At 68.5% G+C, this 15,904-nt stretch carries 10 protein-coding genes and 2 pseudogenes; 6 read left to right on the top strand and 6 right to left on the bottom strand.

Annotation, left to right across the window (positions count from 1 at the left end; translation table 11 throughout):
• Positions 1-528 precede the first annotated feature (528 nt).
• From IE267_RS34210 to IE267_RS34220, 3 genes are all read right to left on the bottom strand, one after another.
• Positions 529-942: a hypothetical protein gene (locus IE267_RS34210; RefSeq protein ID WP_189765835.1), complete on the bottom strand. Its 414-nt coding sequence runs from the start codon at positions 940-942 to the stop codon at positions 529-531.
• A gap of 2,177 nt (positions 943-3,119) precedes the next feature.
• Complete coding sequence (locus IE267_RS34215; RefSeq protein ID WP_189765836.1) at positions 3,120-3,287, bottom strand: hypothetical protein; 168 nt, start codon at positions 3,285-3,287, stop codon at positions 3,120-3,122.
• 634 nt (positions 3,288-3,921) lie between these two features.
• Positions 3,922-4,890, bottom strand: coding sequence for an Lrp/AsnC family transcriptional regulator (locus IE267_RS34220; protein ID WP_189765837.1), 969 nt, complete (start codon positions 4,888-4,890; stop codon positions 3,922-3,924).
• 127 nt (positions 4,891-5,017) lie between these two features.
• Between IE267_RS34220 and IE267_RS34225 the strand changes: the two genes are divergently transcribed.
• The 6 genes and pseudogenes from IE267_RS34225 to IE267_RS34250 all read left to right on the top strand — a co-directional run.
• Positions 5,018-6,502, top strand: coding sequence for an MFS transporter (locus IE267_RS34225; protein WP_189765838.1), 1,485 nt, complete (start codon positions 5,018-5,020; stop codon positions 6,500-6,502).
• Between the two features lie 42 nt (positions 6,503-6,544).
• Positions 6,545-7,037, top strand: a pseudogene (locus IE267_RS34230) (glutathione peroxidase).
• A 948-nt stretch (positions 7,038-7,985) separates the two neighbouring features.
• The gene (locus IE267_RS34235; protein WP_189765839.1) at positions 7,986-11,486 is read left to right on the top strand and encodes a DNA polymerase III subunit alpha; all 3,501 of its coding nucleotides are present in this window, start codon (positions 7,986-7,988) and stop codon (positions 11,484-11,486) included.
• An 8-nt stretch (positions 11,487-11,494) separates the two neighbouring features.
• Entirely contained in the window at positions 11,495-12,550 is a 1,056-nt protein-coding gene (locus IE267_RS34240; RefSeq protein ID WP_189765840.1) for a DNA polymerase Y family protein, read from the top strand.
• A 20-nt stretch (positions 12,551-12,570) separates the two neighbouring features.
• Positions 12,571-13,059, top strand: a complete 489-nt coding sequence (locus IE267_RS34245) for a hypothetical protein (RefSeq protein ID WP_189765841.1) — start codon at positions 12,571-12,573, stop codon at positions 13,057-13,059.
• A 52-nt stretch (positions 13,060-13,111) separates the two neighbouring features.
• Positions 13,112-13,500: pseudogene (locus IE267_RS34250) on the top strand (transposase); the annotation flags it as partial.
• Here the strand turns inward: IE267_RS34250 and IE267_RS34255 are convergent.
• The 3 genes from IE267_RS34255 to IE267_RS34265 all read right to left on the bottom strand — a co-directional run bounded on the left by IE267_RS34255 (position 13,480) and on the right by IE267_RS34265 (position 15,756).
• A complete protein-coding gene (locus tag IE267_RS34255) occupies positions 13,480-13,947 on the bottom strand; it encodes a DUF5959 family protein (protein WP_189765843.1) in 468 nt (155 codons plus the stop codon). The pseudogene IE267_RS34250 and the gene IE267_RS34255 overlap by 21 nt on opposite strands.
• A gap of 93 nt (positions 13,948-14,040) precedes the next feature.
• Positions 14,041-14,730: a transcriptional repressor LexA gene (gene lexA, locus IE267_RS34260; protein ID WP_189765844.1), complete on the bottom strand. Its 690-nt coding sequence runs from the start codon at positions 14,728-14,730 to the stop codon at positions 14,041-14,043.
• Positions 14,731-15,060: 330 nt separating this feature from the next.
• On the bottom strand, positions 15,061-15,756 hold the full coding sequence (locus IE267_RS34265; RefSeq protein ID WP_229861575.1) for an HNH endonuclease family protein: 696 nt from the start codon (positions 15,754-15,756) through the stop codon (positions 15,061-15,063).
• Between the last annotated feature and the right edge of the window lie 148 nt (positions 15,757-15,904).

Consider the following 15,904-nt stretch of genomic DNA (forward strand, 5'->3'; position numbering starts at 1 on the left):
GCAGCGACTGTTTGGTCATCCGTCGGAGCCCTATAGCTGAATTCTCTCGGCGGGGTGGACGCTTGAGCCGTCGGACTCCATGGGGCGGGGCAGTCGACGCGATTCTGGCGGGAGAATGACAACTCGGATGCGGGGCGGAGCGAGGCCATCGATGCAGGTGCAGCGAGATGTGAGACCCTCGCTCAGCCGGTCAGCCCCGGTCCTGGCACTGTTGGTGGCGCAACGGCGCCCGCTGGGGCCTGTTCGAGGTGTCACGCCGGGTTATCGCCCCTAGAGGTGGCCCGGACATCTGCCGTCTGGTGTGTCGGGAGAGTCCAAGGGGGCGACGACCACGATCGCAGCCACGGTCTCGCGATGCTGTACTGGCGCGGAACGACGTCACTTGACCGTGAGGAGTTCGACGCGACCGCACGGGAACACGCCTCGCTTCTCATCCGGCACCAGCCGCTCGACAATCACGACCGCAGCCGAGGCCCGCTCGCCAGCTGACGCGCGACGGGGTCCGACGTTCCGCACCAGACCGTTCCGCTACCGCCACTTTGTGGCCTGATAGCTCACCTTTCCGTCGTCGTCCACCTTGACTACGACGTCCAGGAGGGCGCCGTTGAGGTCGGCGAACCGCGGGGACTGGCTTTCCAGCGCGGCATAACCTCGCCATACGACCTGAGTGGCTCCCGCGGCGCGGAAGCCGGCGCCGGCGCCGCGCCACAGAGCGCTGTCCGAGCCGTCAGTCGTGGTGATCAAGGCATCCGAGGTACCGGCGAACGCGTCCGGGCCCACCGACTCGGCCTCGTAGGTGATCAGCACCTGCACCTGGTGTCCGGCCAGGGTCCCAGTGCCCTGGTAGTTGCTCCTGAACCTGCTGTGAGCACCATTCGGCGGCAGAACGGTCGTGCCGCTGATTTGGCCGCTTCCCTCACCGATGGCAGTTTCCTGTGACATCTATCCTCCTGTGTGAAAATGCCGAGCTGTGCGATATTTCCCGCAGAGCATCAGCCGGTTTGGTGTCGATTGCAGTCACCAATTTCAATTTAGAAGTGAACGAGCAGGGCGACAACCACGCTTTTCGGCCAAACCGCCGGAATGACGCAAGTGTTCCCATTTCATTTCGACCCAAATGCGGCCACTCAATGACGGAGATCTCTCGCGTCTCCGTGATCCCGTTTGGCCTACCAAGCCACGTCGGTATCTAAAGGGTACGAACGAGGGCGCCGAAGCACGGAAAATCGCACAAATTTGATGCCGCGTTCGATTACCTACTTCGGGCGACTAAAATTCAGCCCGCAGGAATGCATGTTGCGCATGGTCTGAGCGTGACACATCGGGCAAACGCGCTTGAGGGTACAGCTATGCTGCAGCGCGATTTGGGCGGCACGTGGCCGAATCCACTTTTCACGGCACGGCTGGATGAAACTCCGGAACTCCTTCGCCCAATTCGGTTCGGTCAACGGCCTGCGCGTATTTCCCGCAGAGCTTTACGCTGCGCGACGTGAGTCCGGTTCCGTGGAAGCCGGGACCGGCGAACCAGGGACAGCGGAGTGGCGAGGTAACAGCTCTGCGACCCAGCAGCCGCCCAAGGCCGGGCGGCTGTTTCGGAGAGAGAGTTCGCGAAGCCCTCGTGACGCGTGTTCGAGGTGATCAGTCTTCCTGGGACGTAGGCCGAGCCAATGCTCAGTCCGAGTCCTGACACGACCTGGGACGCACCACCCGGTAGCGCGGCAGCCCCGAAGTCCCCGCGCACATAGGGCCGCCGGCTGAGATCGGCTATGCGGCTGGCAGGGTCGCGGACCCACGTCGGCTATATACGGAAGTCACCGTCCTGCTGCACATGACCAGCGGCACGATCGATGCTCGATGAACTGTGGATTCGACGGCGATGAGTGCTGGCCGCAGACGGTGGGATCGCCGATGTCCCGGGACAGCAGAGAGCGAAAACGGCACCCGCTCGGCCGATCGGCCGGTTACTGACATGGGCTTGCCAGGGGGGACGCTGGGATGTCCAGCGCTAGGCCGGTTCCGGTGATGAAGCCGCCCAGGATGCCAGCCCGGCACTGAAGGCGTTCGAACCGGCTGCGGACGAGTGTCTGCCCGGTCGACGGGACTGATCAGGCTGAGTTTGACCTGCGCCCGCACCCATTCCACCAGGTCCACGAATGTGAGCAGGCCGACAACAGGAACACCGTCAGCCACTCACGCAGAACGATCAACTCACTGATGGCATAGGAGGCATGGTGTCCCACTGGTCCTACACCAGCACCGATCGGCGCCTGAACGAACCGGTCGATGCCCCCGACCAGCGCGATGAAGTCGTACTGGCCCGCACTGCGGCGCTTGCCCCGGTAGCGCTCCGTTAGATACTGGGTCTACGGGTTCGAGGGGTTGTCCGCAGGCGGTACAGGTACCGGTCCAGCACCGCAGCATGTCCTGCATGCTGTCGAGGGCTTGGTAGAGGGTCAGGCTGCGGAGGCGGTGTCGGGCGAGCAGTTGATCGCGACGCTGCTCGATCACGCTCGTACGGACGGGCCGCAGCTCACCGGGAGGACGGGCTGCTGCTGCAGCTGACCAAGCGGGAGCTGGATCCGCCCTGAAAGGCGAGGCCACCGATCACGTCCGCTCTGCGCCGGTGGTCGGCGGGGCGGGGAGTGCGGGGTGGTCAATGTTCCCCGGCTGGGGTGACGTGGTGGCCGGAGGGATGCCGTCGCGACCAGCGGATGGGGAAGGGGCGGACGTCGGGATGAGCGAGGCGGACGGTGAGGGCTGTTGCACTCCGCCAGCTGAAGACGGTGCGGGGCATTTGGGTACGGGGTCCATCCCTGGGGAGAGTGTGGAGGTGGGCGCGGGACTGGATTCGCTGCGAGCCGCGGCCGTGCGCGGGGCTGAGGGGGCGTGCGTATCGGGGGGTGCCGTGGACGTGGCGACGGGCACGGGCGGCGATGTCGGGGTTGGAATGTTGATGGTGACGTTGGTGGTGGTGGGTGGCGGGGCCGGCTCGGGGTGCTGGAGGCGGACAGCAGTGGCTGTGAAGACCCCGGTGATAGCGGTGAGGAGGGCGAGCAGGCCCGTGCGTATGGGATGCAACGTTTCGGCTCCTTCATAAGTGAGGCGGTCGGCGCCGTCGTTCAAGTGCGGAGATCGAGGAAGACTTCCCGGACGGATCGCAGGAAGCCGATGGTGGCGTGGATGGAATCCAGGACGAAGGAGGCGAGTTCGTGCGGACTGGTCGCAACGAGGTACAGGAGTATGAGGAGGACGGCCCAGAAGGTGAGGCTGCGGCCTCGTAGGAACATGGGGTACCTGGCCTTCGGCGTGTGAGCGTGGCGCGCCTTCGACGAGTCGTAGCTGCGATCGCCTGGCCTGCTGCCGGACTCGTCTCCTCGAGCGTGCTGTATCGCGCAAGGAACACTGGGTGCCCAGGCAACGAGACAGGCAAGTCGCGCAGCCGCGGAGTACATCCATGCCCGCGACAGTCGACAGGACACTCGAACGGCGGGCGTGCAGAGAGGCGTTGAATAAGCAAACGCGTGCGCCCGCCTATGACCGGACCTGCCTGCGCCGCCCCGCTGCCCGACGGGCCGCCGCCTGTACCACGGTCGGCCAGGAGATTACGGGGCTGGTTCACGCCCCTTCGAATTTTTCCCGGTGCCGTCCTGCCCCCGCTCGGAGACCTATTACTGGACCTGCGACACGCGTGGCGATAGGTGTGCCGCCTTCGGACGGCAGCATGTCGGGAACGTCGCCGCTGCGCACCGGGCAGAACCTGCAAGAGGAGGCCGGCAAGGCGCGAGTCCATGTAGCCCATCGTCGATGCGCACAAGATCAACTCGGCCGTAGCGGGCATGTGTCCTTGGTCCGCTACTTCATGTCGGCGGGCGGCACCGCGTACAAGGCCCCGTTCCCATACAGCCCTACGGAAGGTGACGCCTATCGAGCTGCGTGTCGGTAGGTGAGGCGTTTGACTTCGCGGAGGATCGGGGCGGTGTCGATGGATTCCACGCCGGGCAGGGTGCCGATTCGGTGGTCGAGGTACTCGTAGAGCTCGTGGGTGTCGTGGAACATGCCGATGGCGACCATGTGGGAGGCGCCGGTGGTGGCGGCCACGAAGGGGATTTCCGGATGGTCAGCGAGGGCGGCGCCGACCGTGCCGAGCTGTCCGGGTGCCACCCGCAGCCAGAACCGGACCAAGACGTGGAAGCCGAGGTATTCGGGGGCGTAGTCGACGGCGAGGTGCAGAGCCCGGGTATCTCGCAGGCGTTCCAGGCGCCGGGTGATGCTGGCCGGTGAGCGCCCGGTGGCGTGAGCGAGATCGGTGAGCGAAGTACGTCCGTCCTTGGCGAGCTCGGCCATGAGCTGCGCATCCACGGCATCCGGTATCGATGCCTCGACGGTTACTGCCGCGCGGGTCTCATGCGGGGGCGCGATGTCGGGTCTGGGAAGGGGGGCGTACCAGATGTCGGAGGTTCCCGCGAAGGTCTGCAGGATCAGGTGGGCCTGGACGGAGACGACGCGGGGCGTGTGCGGGAGTTTGTCCAGGAGGAGGGCGTCGCGTTCGCGGGTGCTGTAGGTGTCGACGGCGCAGTGGAGTTCGGTGCCGCCGGAGGCGATGACGACCCAGCTGGTGTCGTCGCGGCGGGCGAGCGCGTCGGCGATCTTGGTTGCGGCGTCGGGGGCGCAGTGCACGCGCAGCATCCACCGGGTCGGTCCGCTGAGCTGGGGGCCGGGGACTCCGATGACGCGCAGGCCCATGTGGTGCAGGCGCCGGTAGCGGCGGGCGACGGTGTGCTCGGAGACGCCGATCGCCTCGGCGATACGGGCGAAAGGCGCCCGAGCATCCCGCAGCAGTTCCTGCACCAGGCGCTGGTCGACCTCGTCAGGGACACCGCCGGAAACCATTGGTTCTTCCTGCCTGAGTGCCGGATTCCTTCGGGTTTCAGCGTACGGCTTAGGGATCTCCCTCCCCTGTTGTGACGGTGGAACACGCCCTCACCTGCTCTGTTCTTCGATTCGACAGGAATCCGCCATGTCCACCCCCACGCCCGCACCGGCAGACCCCAGACGCTGGGAGGCGCTGTTCTTCATCTGCCTGGCCCAGCTGATGGTCGTCCTCGACGTGACCGTCATGAACATCGCGCTGCCCTCGGTCCAGTCCGATCTTGGCTTCTCCGACGGCTCCCGCCAGTGGGTGATCACCGCCTACTCCCTCACCTTCGGCGGCCTGCTTCTGCTCGGCGGGCGCCTCGCGGACCTGTGGGGACACAAGCGGACCCTGCTGACCGGCATCATTGGCTTCGCCGCCGCCTCCGCCCTAGGCGGCGCGGCCTTGAACACCGGCATGCTGATCGGCGCCCGCGCTCTGCAGGGCATCTTCGGCGCGATGCTCGTGCCCGCTGTGCTCTCCCTGATGTCGGTGATGTTCACCGACACCAAGGAACGCGCCAAAGCATTCGGGGTTTTCGGAGCCCTGTCCGGCGGCGGCGCGGCCATCGGCCTCATGCTCGGCGGGCTCCTCACCCAGGCACTGAACTGGCGCTGGACCCTGCTCATCAACATCTTCATCGGCCTCGCCGCAGCCCTCGGCGCGCTGCGCACCCTGCCCGCCCCGGCCGCCGATCGGCCCCGCCCCGGCCCCCGCCTCGACGTCCCCGGCGTCCTGCTCGCCTCCACCGGAGTGACCGGCTTCGTCTACGGCCTCTCCCATGCCTCCGAAGACGGCTGGACCTCCGCCGCCACGCTGGGCCCCATCGGCGCCGGACTGCTCCTGCTGGCCGCCTTCGCCGGATGGCAGACCCGGGCGAAGTCCCCGCTGCTGCCCCTGCGCGTCCTGGCCGACCGCAACCGCGGCGGCGCCTACCTCGCCGTGGGCCTGGCCGTCATCGGCAACTTCGGCATGTACCTCTTCCTGACGTACTACCTGCAGACCGTCCTGGGACTCAGCCCCGTGCAGACCGGGGCCGGGTTCCTGCCGATCGCCGCCGCCTCGGTGTTCGCCTCCACCCAGATCGGACCCCGCCTCGCCCCCCGCCTGCCCGCCCGCGCCCTGATGGGACCCGGCTTCCTCATCGCCGCCGGCGGACTGCTGATCCTCAGCCAGATCACCCCGCACAGCTCGTACTGGGCGATCGTGTTGCCCGGCATGCTCATCACCGGCCTGGGCCTGGGCACCGCGCTGATGCCCGCCTTCAGTCTGGGTACCCTCGGCGCCCGCCCCGAAGACGCGGGCATCGCCTCCGCCATGGTCAACACCTCCCAGCAGGTCGGCGGCGCGATCGGCACCGCCCTCCTCAACACACTCGCCGCCACCTCCACAACCACATACCTCACCGGCCATACCGGCAAGAAGAGCGAGGCCCTCGTGCACGGCTACAGCACCGCCTTGTGGTGGGCCGCCGGCATCCTCACCCTCGCCGCCCTCGCCGCCACCCTCCTCATCACCCACGACCCCAGGCCCCACCCGGGTACCACCCGGCAGGACGAGCCGGGCAAGGTTCCCGCCGCCCGGCACTGATCCCATCCGTAGTCCCGCAGCACACCACACACAAGGAATCTCATGACTGTCTTCAACGTCGTGATCGGCGCCCTCAGCGGCGGCCCCGCCCACCTCGACCAGTACCAGGGCAAGGCCGTCCTCATCGTCAACGTCGCCTCCCAATGCGGCCTCACCCCCCAGTACGCCGCCCTGGAAAAGCTCCAGCAGACTTATGCGGCCCGCGGCTTCACCGTCCTGGGCGTGCCCTGCAACCAGTTCATGGGCCAGGAACCCGGCACCCCGGAGGAGATCGCCACGTTCTGCTCCGCCACCTACGGCGCCACCTTCCCCATGACCGAGAAGACCGACGTCCACGGCCCGACCCGCCACCCCCTCTACGACAAGCTGATCGACACCCCCGACACCGACGGGTACACCGGCGACGTGCGCTGGAACTTCGAAAAGTTCCTCATCAGCCCCGACGGCACCGTCACCCGCTCGCTTCGCCCCTCAGACCGAACCCGACGCCGACGAAGTCACGATGGCCATCGAAGCCGTTTTGCCTGTCCCCTAGCGGACACATGCGCCGCTATGTTGCCGGGGACGCCGAAGACTTGAAGCGGCCCCGGCAACATCGTTCTCACCTCGGGCCCCGACCAGCCCGGAGGACGAGCATGACGCCCGGATTGCGGATGCCTACCCCTCAGGTCGCACGGGGCGGCGTCACCTCACCTGGATTGCCAGGTTCAAGTGGAGAGGGCTTGGCTCGTCGAGATTCCAGTCGGGATAGCGCACCTACTGAGAAAGGCGCGGGCCGCTGGGCACGGTCACGGTCGGCCAGTGTGGAGGCTCGTTGATGTGGAGGGCGGTCAACTCGGCGGCGAACTCGACAGGAAGACTGCGGGCTCGAAGATGAGCCACAGCTTTGGGCAGCAGATGGCTGCGTTCGACGGACCATGTGCCGGTGCCACCACAAAGCTTCCTCGGCCTGGTCCTCCGGAACTTGGTCCAGCAGCCCCGTGGGCAGCACCTTCCGGTTGCCGGAACCGAGCACCTCGAAGCCGGGCGACATCCTCCAGAGGCTCATGCCTGCGTACGCGGCCCTCATCGACGTACTCGACCTCGAAAACGTCGCGTCGGAGAGCGCTTCGACAGTCACCCGCCCCTCTCACCACAGCGAACACACAAGCCCTGATCACGAGAGAGCCACACGGCCCGCCAGCAGGCAACGGATCAGCGTCCAAACCGCCCCTGAGAGCGAAAACGAAGCGGGACAGACAACAGCGAGCGACAAGACACGCCGGGCCACCGAACCCCGGTGTACGCGGCGAGCGACAGCCTGCCCCAGGACGAAGAGTGAACTGAACAACTTCACCTGGGACAGCGACAGGGTGACGTGGGACGGGACAGGGACAGCAGCCCTTACGTTTTGTTCGAACAGAGTTTCGATAGCTTGAGCTATGGTGGATATCTGGCCACTGGGACAGAAGGGGTAAAGGGGGCGCGAGAGCTGGAGGAGCGGATGGGCGGGTTCGTGCATCTGCATGCTGCGTCGGGCTATTCGGCCAGGTACGGCGCCTCTCATCCGCAAGCCCTGGCGGCCCGCGCCGCCGAACGCGGCATGACCGCGCTGGCGCTCACCGACCGGGACACCGTGGCTGGAATGGTGCGGTTCGTGAAGGCTTGCGCCACGCATGGTGTCCGGCCGGTCCTGGGCGTCGACGTCGCGGTCGCGCCGCACCGGAGCGCCCGGCCCGAGACCCCCGCGGCCCCTCGGCGGACCCCGGTCCGCGGGGGTGCGCACGTAGAGGAGCCCGATTTGCGGGTCACGCTGCTGGCGCGGGACAAGGCGGGGTGGGCGGGTCTGTGCCGCCTGGTGTCCGCCGCACACGCCGACGCTGACGGCGGTCCGCCGGTGGTGACGTGGCCGATGCTTCATGCTCACGCCGGTGCGGGGCTGACGGTGCTGCTCGGTCCGGTCTCCGAGCCGGTCCGCGCGCTGTCGGCCGGCCGCCCGGACCTCGCAGCCCGCCTGCTGACGCCATGGCGGGAGCTCTTCGGTCCCGCGCTGCGACTGGAGGCGCTCTGGTACGGGCTGAGCGGCACGGGTCCCGGGTCGCTGCGGCTCGCCGGACGCACGGTGCAGCTCGGCGACGAACTCGGCATCGAGACGGTGCTGACCAATGCCGTGCGCTACGCGGACCCGGCCCGGTCGCGGGTCGCCGACGTCCTGGACGCGGCCCGGCTGCTGCGCCCCATCCCCTTCCGCCGGCCCGATGGCCTGGATCCGGGCGAGCGCTGGCTCAAGGGCCCGGACGCGATGGCGACGGCCGCCGACCGCATCGCCCAGGCCGCCGGCGCCGGCCCGGAGCGGGCCCGCGCCCTGCTGGCCTCCACCATCACCACGGCCGAAGAGTGCCGCGTCGACCCCGTGGCGGACCTTGGGTTGGGGCGGGCGCATTTCCCGGAAGCGGAGGCGGTCGGGGCGCGCGGCGACGGGGACGTCGACCGGCTGCTGCGGGAGCATGCGCTCGCCGGCATGGCCCGGCGCCGCCTGGACAAGGACAGCGACGCGATGAACCGGCTCGAGGAAGAGCTGGCGATCATCGCCAAGCTCGGATTCGGCACTTACTTCCTCACCGTGGCGCAGGTCGTGGCGGATGTGCGGGAGATGGGGATCCGGGTCGCGGCCCGCGGGTCGGGCGCGGGCAGCATGGTCAACCACGCGCTGGACATCGCGACCGCCAATCCACTTGATCATTCGTTGTTGTTCGAGCGGTTCATCAGTGTCCGTCGTTCCAGCCTGCCGGACATCGACATCGACGTGGAGTCCGCGCGCCGGCTGGAGGTCTACGACCGGATCTTCGAGCGGTTCGGGCCGGAGCGGGTCGCGGTGACCGGGATGCCGGAGACCTACCGGGCCCGCTTCGCGCTGCGCGACACCGGCCTGGCCCTGGGCATCGCGCCGCACGAGGTCGACCGGATCGCGAAGTCGTTCCCTCACCTGCGGGCCTGCGACATCACCGGCGCGCTCGCCGAGCTGCCCGAGCTGCGGGGTCTTGCGGCCGAAGCCGGCCGGTACGGGCCGCTGTTCGAGCTGGCCGAGCAGCTGGACGCGCTCCCCCGCGGCTACGCCATGCACCCGTGCGGGGTGATCCTCTCCGACCGCAGCCTGCTCGGCCGTCTGCCGGTGCAGCCAACCCCGGGCGGCAGCTACCCCATGGTCCAGGGTGACAAGGAGGATGTGGAGGATCTGGGCCTGCTCAAGCTCGACGTGCTCGGGGTGCGGATGCAGTCCGCGATGGCCCACGCCGTCTCAGAGATCCACCGCACCAGCGGCCAGAGCATCGACCTCGACGATTCCGGCCAGGTGCCGCTCGACGACTTCTGGGCGTTCAAGATGATCCAGAACTCCGACACCGTCGGCATGTTCCAGCTTGAGTCACCCGGCCAGCAGGACCTCCTGGGACGTCTCCAGCCTCGCGGCCCCCAGGACGTGATCGCCGACATCTCCCTGTTCAGACCAGGGCCGGTGGCTGGCGGCATGCCGGCGATCTACATCGCGGCGCGGCACGGAGCGGCTCCCGTCTACCCGCACCCCGATCTCGAGCCGGTGCTCGCCGACACCTACGGGGTGACGATCTGGCACGAGCAGATCATCGACATGGTCGCGATCCTCACCGGCTGCGACCGGGCCCTGGCCGAAGTCTTCCGCCGCGCCCTCGCCGACCCGGCCCGGCTGCCGAAGCTGAAGGCGTGGTTCGAGCGGGAAGCAGGCGCCCGCGGCTACTCCCCCACGGTGCTGGCCGACGTCTGGTCAGTGGTCGAGTCGTTCGGGGCCTACGGGTTCTGCCGGGCGCACGCGGTGGCGTTCGCCGTGCCCGCACTGCAGTCCGCGTGGCTCAAGGCGCACCATCCGGCGGCCCTGTATGCGGGTCTGCTGGAACACGACCCTGGGATGTGGCCGGCCCGCGTCATCCTCGCCGACGCCCGCCGTCACGACGTGCCGATCCTGCCCGTCGACATCAACCACTCCCACACCAGCTACCGCATCGAACCCGCCGACACCGACGGCAGGTTCGGTGTGCGCCTGGCGCTGTCGGCGGTCAAGGGCATCCGCGACGACGAAGCCGCCCGCATCAAGGACGGCCAGCCCTACGGGTCGGTGGCCGACCTGTGGCAGCGAGCCCGCCCCACACTGCCCACCGCCCAGCGCCTGGCCCAGATCGGCGCCCTCTCCCCCGTCGCCGGCGACGCCTCCCGGCGCGACCTGCTGCTCCAGCTCACCGAACTGCACCGCCAGACCCGCACCCGCCCCAGCAGCGGACAACTGCCCCTGGACACCCGCCCGCTGACCCAGGGCGCGAGCGGCCTGCCCGAGATGACCGGCCGCGAACAGCTCGGGGCCGAGCTGGAGATCATGTCGATGGATGTGTCGCGGCACCTGATGGACTACCACCACCGGCTGCTGTCCGAACTTGGTGCCATCCCCTCCCGGCGCCTGGCCCAGCTGCACGCAGGCCAACGGGTCCTGGTGGCCGGCGTGCGGGCCTCGACACAGACACCGCCGATCGCCTCGGGCAAGCGCGTCATCTTCGTCACCCTGGAAGACGGCACCGGCCTGGTCGACATCGCCTTCTTCGAAGACAGCCACGCCGACTGCGCCCACACGATCTTCCACTCCGGACTCCTCCTCATCCAAGGCACCGTGGAGCGGCGCGGTCCACGGCGCACCGTCGTCGGCCACCGGGTCTGGGACCTTGACGAGCTCGCCGCAGAGCGCCGCGACAACGGCCTCGACGCCGCCCTGGCCCTCATCGGCGCCACCACACCCCAACCCACCCCCGCCCAGCCCCAGCCCAACAGCCAGAACCGGGAGCACGCTGAGGCTGGCGGCCAGCGGACCCTGGTCAACGGAACAGCGGGAGCGAAGCTGCATCCCTACGCCGATCTTCAGCCCGCAGGGACACGGTCGGCCGACCTGAAAGCCCTTGGCCACACCAGCCAGGGCAGCGCGGGGTGACCGGCGCCATGAACGATCACAGCAGGGGCGGCCGGTGCATCATGCGGGTCTTCTTCCAGCCCGGATCCGAGTGCCAAGACGATCAGGACGCGTTGTTCGGCCAGTTGGTGACGCTGGTGGAGGACTTCACTCCGCGCTTCCAGCCGCGTCCTCAGGACCTGGCGGTCGACGTCGACCTCACCGGCGCGCTCCGCTACCTCGATCGCACCCCCTACGAGGCAGGACAGGTCCTGGCGCTGCGGGCGCTTGCGCTCCATGGAGTGGCGACGACGATCGGTGCCGGCCCGTCGGTGATGGTCGCGGCGATGGCGGCCGCGCTCACGCCGCCCGGCCGCATCACCGTCATAGACCCCGATCCAGTAGCGGTCGAAGCGTTCCTCCGCCCCCAGCCCACCGCTCTGCTGCCAGGGGTCGGGCCGGCGACCGCCCGCACGCTGAAAAGCTTCGGGATCCGGACTGTCGGGGAGCTGGCCGATACTCCGCCCACCACTCTGGCCCGCATCCTCGGCGTCACCCCCGCCCGCGAACTCCACACGCTCGCCCATGGTGTCGATGAGCGGCCCGTCCAGCGCGAAGCCCTCGTCCGCTCCACCACCTGCAGCCACCGCTTCACCAGCGACGAACTCGACCCCGCCCAGCACCACCGCGCACTGCTCGCCCTGGCCGACGAACTCGGCCAGCGCCTGCGCGCCTCGCACGAGGTGTGCCGGGGCCTGGCGATCGTGGTCCGCTACGCCGACCAGACCTCCACAACGCGCACCAGACGCCTGCCCGAAGCAACCGCCCACACCGCCGCGCTCACCCGCACCAGCCTCGACCTCTACCGGTCCCTGGGGCTGCAACGCGCCCGCGTCCAGAACATCGCGCTGCGCGCCGAAGGCCTCGCCCCCGCCCACGAGGCCTTCCACCAGCTGCTCCTGGACCCCGCCGACGACAAGCAACGCCGCATCGAAGCCGTCGCCGACGCGGCCCGCCAAAAGTTCGGCCCCAACGCCATCCGCCCCGCCACCCTCGCCGACCCGCCCGCCACCGCGCGCGGCGCCGGCCGTCACCGCACCATCTGAACCATCTGAGGAGACATCCTTTGCTGGATCGTTTCACCCAGTTCTGCGTCCAGGCCCTGCCCTCGAGCGGCCCGGACATCACCGCCGTCCAACCCTGGCAGGGCGACGACGCCCCGACGTACGGCATCACGGTTACCTTCTCGTCCGGCAGCCGTCTCTGGCTTCAGATCACCGGAGGCCTGGCGCCCGGAACACAAGCCGGCGAGGCCACCACACCCCCGAGCGGAGCAGTTCTCGAACCCGTGCCGCTACCCGCACTGTTCGACGAGACGGGCACGGTCAGCCCGCTGCGGGCCGAGGCGTACCTCACCGCCGCCCTCACCCACACCGACAGCACCGAGATCGCCCAGGCCTACGGCTACAGCAGCCGACCCGGCCAGCCCGCCCAGCATCCAGGTCTCGGCGTCATCCTCCACAACGGAGCACGCCTGTACCTGCCGTTCGTCCACACCGCCAAGGCCGAACAGGACCGTGGACGCAGCCCCTTCCGCCTCCAAAGCAGCTTCTGACCTGGCACGCTCAAGTTTCGCCTCGCCATCCAGGACGGAAGCGGCATCCGGACTTGCGGTCACGCTGACCGGCGGTAACCGCAACGACGTCACCCAGCTCATCCCGCTACTTGAAGCGGTCCCTCCAGTGCGGGGCAAGCACGGCCGACCCCGGCACCGCCCGGACGTTGTCCTCGCCGATCGCGGCTGTGACCACGACAAATACCGTCGCTTGGTCTGGAGGCTGGGAGTGAAGCCGTCGATCGCCCGCCGGGGCACCGGGCACGGCTCGCGGCTGAGCGCTCAACGCTGTGTTGGCGAGCGCGCGTTCGCCCATCTCCACTGGTTCCGCCGACTGCGGATCCGCTGGGAGATCCGCGATGACACTCACGAACCTTCCTGGCCCTCGCCTGCGCACTCATGTGCTGGCGACGCCTGAAGTCACTGCCAGAAGTTCCTTGACCGCGGCGTCGTCACTACCTCGTTCGGCCACGCCTGCCGGACCCGGCCAAGCTGCTCGCGTAGCTTGTCATCCCAGCCGTTCCCCGGATCCAGGACCACCCGAACCGAGACCCCGGACGTGCCGCTGTCGTCCACAGTGACGATGGGACGGGGCATCGAGAAGTGCCTGTCGATCTCAATCCGAATCTCGGTTCCGCCCACGGCCGTCCAGCGGGCACCCTGCCCGTCGCAGAGTTCGGACACGGCCATTGACCAGTCATCCATGGCTTCGGGCGACAGACACAGCCCGAGGCGTCCGTTGGCGAAGGCGCTCGTGATGATGAGCTCGGCGTCGAGGTAGTCGTTGTACGGCGTGCCCCCGGGCCTGTTCCGACCCAGTACACGCAGTCGGACACTGCTGTCCGGGTCGCTCAGATGGATCAGCTCCACCCCGTCGTCCTCACTCACACGCCCCCCGGAACCCGCAACATTCCCGATCATCATGCACGAGCCACGGACGCGCGCAGACGCGACCAGCTCTCCTGCGGCAGCATCAGGTCATCAGAGGGCACGGAGGACGGTGACTACCTTGCCGAGGATGTCCGCCTCATCGGCCGACAGGGGTTCAAACTCGGCGTTGTGAGGGACAAGCCAGGCGTGGCCGGCAGCATCGCGTTGGAATCGCTTGACTGTGGCTTCACCGTCGAGAAGGGCAGCGACGATGTCTCCTGGCAGAGCGGTTTGTTGACGGCGGACGACGACAGTGTCGCCGTCACAGATGGCCGCCTCCACCATGCTCTGGCCGATCACCTTCAACGCGAACAGCTCACCCTCGCCCACCAAATGACGCGGCAGGACGTACACGTCTTCGACTGATTCCTCGGCGAGGATCGGGGTGCCGGCGGCGATCCGGCCGACGAGAGGGACGTGGACCACGTCTGCTGTGGTGGTGGGAGATTCCGGGGGAAGGTGCTCGCTCCAGCGGTGCCGGACGCGGTAGGCGCGCGGGCGGTGCGGATCGCGGTAGAGGACGCCCTTGTTTTCCAGGGCCATCATCTGGTGCGCGACCGACGAGGTGCTTTTGAGTTTGACCGCCCGACCGATCTCGCGCATCGACGGCGGGTATCCCTGCCGGGCGACCTCCGCCTCGATGAAGTCGACGATCGCGGCCTGGCGGGTGGTGAGTCCGTTGGGTCCGGTACGAACGCCGGGCGGGCGACCGGGTCGGGTCACAGCATCAACGGCATACATACGGTGTCCCCCTTGCGGTGCGTCTGGGGACAGTAGCTCACCAACCGCAACAAAGGGAACACTGTTTCGATGCCCCGTCCCCAGGCAGAGCTCGGTGAGCCGGTGATGCGGCAAGCTCGCCTGGCTTCGTGTGCTGTTCGGCGGCTGCCGGGGCGTGCAGGCGGCCGGTCGCCAACGTGCGGGAGACGACCGGCCGCTCAAGCGCCCTCGGGAGCACTCCGCTTCACGGTAAGGCCGCTCCCGCTCCCCCGCGCGGCGACGTACGCGCGGCCCAGCGCCAGGCGTTCGCCCCGGGTCACCGCGGAAGGCAGCGCTCAGCACTCGGGGTGGTCATCGTGCGAGGGTGACGTGCAGGGGGGTGTTGGGGCAGTCGGCGGACTTGGCGTCCAGCGCGCCTTGTTCGGTGGGGTCGATGGACAGCTGCCAGCGGACCTTCATGGCGATCCAGTCGGTGACGTATTCGCAGGTGTCGCCGGCGAACGGGGGCATCCACGTGGCGGGGTCCTGGTCGGCCTTGGACCGGTTGGACTTCGCGGAGACGGCGACCAGGGCTCGGCGGTCGCCGAGGTCGTTGGCGTAGGCCTCGCGCTCGGTGGCAGTCCACTGGCCGGCGCCGGAGTCCCAGGCTTCGGCGAGGGGGACGCGGTGGTCGATGTCGAGGGCCTTGGGGTCGTCGAGGTACTGGTCGTCGTAGGCGGAATACCAGCGGCCACCGGACAGTGCGCACCTGGCGCCTTGCTGGGGAGCGAGGAGGGCGTCGCGCTTGAGGACTTCGGCGCGGGTGTTGCAGCCGTCCTTGTCCGCGTCGACCCAGTGCTTGAACGCGGTGCGCTGGTAGCCGGTCCGGTCCTTCGCCTGGATCGGCAGTGCGGCCAGGGCATCACGGGTCGGCATCGTGATGACGTCACCGGCCCTGCCGAACGGGCCGCTCTGCGGGGCGGCCGCGGCCGCGGGTGCCAGGAGCGTCGTGAGCGCGCTGAGCGCGGCGGCCGTGGTCAGGCTGAACGTCGTGAGGCGTACGCGCACGGGATCCCCCGGGAAGATCGACAGTCTCGGGTGATCTTCCTATCGGGGCGGTGACATTCAAGTCGAGCTGTTCCCCGTCGAGTTCATCCCTGAGGATGAGAAGAGCGGTCATCGCACAAGCCGCGTCCATCTGGCGGCCGGCGTGCAG

The organism is Streptomyces xanthochromogenes (genome assembly GCF_014650455.1).
In the GTDB taxonomy this organism is placed as follows: domain Bacteria; phylum Actinomycetota; class Actinomycetes; order Streptomycetales; family Streptomycetaceae; genus Streptomyces; species Streptomyces xanthochromogenes.

What these genes read in the sequence shown, in the direction of transcription:
- IE267_RS34210 (WP_189765835.1), bottom strand. Translation starts at nt 942, where the DNA reads ATGTCACAGGAAACTGCCATCGGTGAGGGAAGCGGCCAAATCAGCGGC.
- IE267_RS34215 (WP_189765836.1), bottom strand. Translation starts at nt 3,287, where the DNA reads ATGTTCCTACGAGGCCGCAGCCTCACCTTCTGGGCCGTCCTCCTCATA.
- IE267_RS34220 (WP_189765837.1), bottom strand. Translation starts at nt 4,890, where the DNA reads ATGGTTTCCGGCGGTGTCCCTGACGAGGTCGACCAGCGCCTGGTGCAG.
- IE267_RS34225 (WP_189765838.1), top strand. Translation starts at nt 5,018, where the DNA reads ATGTCCACCCCCACGCCCGCACCGGCAGACCCCAGACGCTGGGAGGCG.
- IE267_RS34235 (WP_189765839.1), top strand. Translation starts at nt 7,986, where the DNA reads ATGGGCGGGTTCGTGCATCTGCATGCTGCGTCGGGCTATTCGGCCAGG.
- IE267_RS34240 (WP_189765840.1), top strand. Translation starts at nt 11,495, where the DNA reads ATGAACGATCACAGCAGGGGCGGCCGGTGCATCATGCGGGTCTTCTTC.
- lexA (WP_189765844.1), bottom strand. Translation starts at nt 14,730, where the DNA reads ATGTATGCCGTTGATGCTGTGACCCGACCCGGTCGCCCGCCCGGCGTT.